General features: G+C 35.9%; 1 protein-coding gene and 1 pseudogene. Both read right to left on the bottom strand.

Features of this window, described 5'->3' with window-relative positions:
• Positions 1 to 252: 252 nt before the first annotated feature.
• A complete protein-coding gene (locus tag AB4371_RS22325; protein ID WP_372084400.1) occupies positions 253 to 2034 on the bottom strand; it encodes an EAL domain-containing protein in 1782 nt (593 codons plus the stop codon).
• 977 nt (positions 2035 to 3011) lie between these two features.
• Positions 3012 to 3676, bottom strand: a pseudogene (locus tag AB4371_RS22320) (transposase); the annotation flags it as partial.

Here is a 3676-nt window from a genome sequence, read left to right as displayed (position 1 = left end):
AATAGCACTAATAACGAGGAACATAACGTCAATAAGGTCATGTTTTTGGTTAATGTCAGAACGAGTATCTTCGATGACGGATAGGTGCTCAATTAAGTTCAAAATGGCTGTCTAGCTAAGGGTTTGACGCTATTAGATCATATTTGTTAACAAAGTGCGATCCCGCCCTGTACGAAAAATGGATAATCCACCGTACAGAAAGATAAAAACCACCTACATCAGACTTTTAAAGGCTTAGTAATAGTTACTTATTCACACACTGCTAAATAAGTAACCTTGCTGTACATTGAGACCATGCTTTGACAATTGATTTGACTGTTCTTTAGTTTCCACACCTTCACAAATTATTTTCACAGCATACAACTCTCTTACTAGCTTCATGAAGCAAATTGAGTTCTCCTTCAAGGCCCCATCTTTATTGAAGATATATTCACGGCTAAATTTAATGAATTTCACATCTAAAACGTCGAGCATATTAATGTTATTATTACCTTCACCAAAATCATCAAAACCCACCGTAATACCCAATGATGACAAGGTATTAATCTTGTCAACTAGCTCTTCACCGTATTCAATACTTGAATCTTCGGTTATTTCTATTATTAACTTATCTTTATTCTTTAAATTTGAAATGGTCTTATATAGTTGGCACCAATCATACTTAATTACAGACGGACATAAGTTTAACCCGTATTTAACATCCCTTTCAGACTTTTGAATATAGCAATCAATATCTTCAATCATTTCGATAGTATACATACCTAAATAATTACCTCGCCGAAGGATAGGCAGTGATTTTAATATCCCCAAATGCTCGTTTTTACTGAGCACCTCACCGTAATAAAAACCGGAAACCGAACCACCCTCATCTATATTAACGATCGGCTCTACTTTGTATCTCATATTTTTTAGAACTGACAATGCTTTAACAAATAGAAAAAACTTATTTAGACACAGTGTAAAGTATAAAGAAAACAACATAAAAAACCAAATAGCTACACTCTGGTAGTCAAAATAGTATTCGACATTAACGTTTGCAGGAAGGTCATCAAATTTATAGCTTAATCCATTATTGACGCCTTGTGACAATAATACTTTCCCATTAACTTCCACTGACACCCCCCCAAAAATTGTGCCTGATGTCCAACTATTATATCTACTTTCTAATTTTTTAATGTTGGTGAAATGATAGTATGTGCCATTTTCCAACTGCCAATAGGCATATGTGTAGAGTTTATTTTTTTTAAGATCTTTAACACCAACACTACTAACATTATAATAACTACCAAAACCATTATGAAAATAGCATTTTTTACCTTCTTGCAAGTAGATACCATATGCTAGGTTGCCAATAGTCGGAATTTCTAGCGGACGAGCTATGGTACTGCAGTCAACCCCTTCAATATTTGACAAAAACTGCCCTACTTCTCTTGCATAATTACTTGTCTTAAGTGATAAATTTAATGCCTGATAGTATGAAAATACAATGATGGAGAATAAGCTTAATGTCAATGCGGCAAATAAGCTTAACAGCATGGACTTCCATTTAAAAACAAAGATGGTTTTTACTTGCTCCAATGTGTTTTTTTTACGCGAACATTCAAAGGAAATTTTTTTTAGAGGCATAGAGTATTTATTGTAACCAAAATAAAACCCTTTCCCAAACTTGTTTTTTATCAAATCACTTGAATTTATTACAACTTGCTCACTATCGTTACATAGAGATATCAATTTAACAAAGTTAGCCCTACAGAAAGCGACTGTATTTTTTACTGTAAAAAAAGATACTTTTATGCCTAGGTCAATTAGCTTACTTTCCAGCTCCCTAGTCGATATCACATCTATACCAGCGTAATCATAAATAACCCGCATTAGATAATACTCTATTTTTTTTATTGGTATTTCAGCTACTATCGTAGCTCTAGATTTGCAATATATCGCCATGATATACGCTTCTTGTTCAATTTTCAGTACTTTCATAACCGATAAATAGTAGCATTCGGATAAATCTAAGTTAATCGTATCTGTATGCATTTATATCCCCCAAGCGTTTGTATTTTAACTAAAACAAACCTTGTTCTTTTAATAATAATTTGAGCTTATAGCTTAAGCGACGACATCGCTCGTCATTGGATTCTTCGTTAATTTTCACCATTTTACTTCAACTTCATCGGGATGTAGCAATACGGCACGATTCAATTTCGGATATATCAATATAATTTGGGATATATAATGGAACATCAAAAACTGTGTTTAGAATAATGTCCCAACAAACACCTCAACGGATTTATAAAATATCGATCTATAACTGAGCTCGAGTTTCCTATTAGGGGTAATATTCATCTTTGTATTTTTGAGTTTACACAGCGATTCTTTATTTACATTTTAATGTAGTTAGTTAATCGATGCAAAAGGCGCTTTGCATATCTTTGTTATAAGCATCTAAGCACTTACCACTATAGTCGCTATATTTGCATACTTCATTGTTCGTTCCTTCTATGGATATCCCGGCTTGGTCACCGACGTTATTTGTACCGATAGAAACTGTTGATCTTTCTCTTGTTATTTCTGACAGTTCGAGCACTGTTCCTGAAAAGCTGAGTTAATTGAAACTAGGACCATCGAATGGCGCAAGAAACATGTTTTTGTTTGCATAATATCTTTGTTTTCTCTGGTTAGGCACTGACATCCAGTTTTTGAATAAGTGCCTATTCTGTCTTAAAAACAGAAGCTTGCTTCCCTTAGCCTCTACTCTTTTTGTTGGTGTAGAATCAGAATAACATTGTTTAACTTACCCAAAAAATTCATTATGTAAGGCCATATCCAACATTATTATTTTCCTATTCACCTCTGATAGAGTTTGTACTATTTTAGAAGAGGAAGGCTATAGCAAATGGACAGAAAACTAGGTAAAGATCGCACCGTATATGCGAATAGGTCAAAGCCTGTGGAATTGGGCGTTGACGTTGAGTTATTCAGGATTGGCGGAAGGAGGCTTTGTTGCTTTTTCCCTAAACGATATATTGAGTTTCAGGCAAACCTAGCCCGTAAGCTTGTTCAGTGCGTTGAGCATTGAGTAAGTCTCCAGTAACGGTTTCGCGCGATACATTGTGGTTTAAGGTGATGAGCGCTTGTGGTAACCATACTTCTGTTTACACTTTTTGTTCGAGCCGCATGGCTTTTGACAATCTACCGCATAATTGCGAACATTGCCTTGATATCAGATAGCTAGATGAGCGTAACCGCTTGCTTGGCCAAACGGCATCTTGGTGAACCATTGTGCCATAAGTGCCATTGCAAGATATCTCAACAATTTTATGGCATATCTATTTGAATAAATTTGAGAACACTTCAGCATCGGGCACGTTAGATAAACTCAGCTGGGCTTCGACTATTTCGTGGGTGCTTGTATCTACTGCGATATCTAGCTTACGCCAGACTCTGCACTTTCCGTCAGTCCCATGCTTCTTGACCTTCCACCCACCTTCGCCATAAACCTTGAGACCAGTGGCATCGTTGTATTGTTCATCTGATTTCGGCTCTAAATGAAAAACACTCTTAACACGACGGTATATATAGGTGTAATGTGGATTAACAAGAGGGGTATTAGCCAGCGGAAACTCTGAGTCTAGAAAACCTCGTTCCACTCTATGGTATCGGTGTTTTTCAAGGTAGT

It is taken from the genome of Vibrio sp. 10N.261.51.A3 (assembly GCF_041471965.1).
GTDB classification, from domain to species: Bacteria; Pseudomonadota; Gammaproteobacteria; order Enterobacterales; family Vibrionaceae; genus Vibrio; species Vibrio crassostreae_C.
Note: the sequence above shows the minus strand (reverse complement) of the source record. Positions and strands in the feature narration are given on the sequence as shown.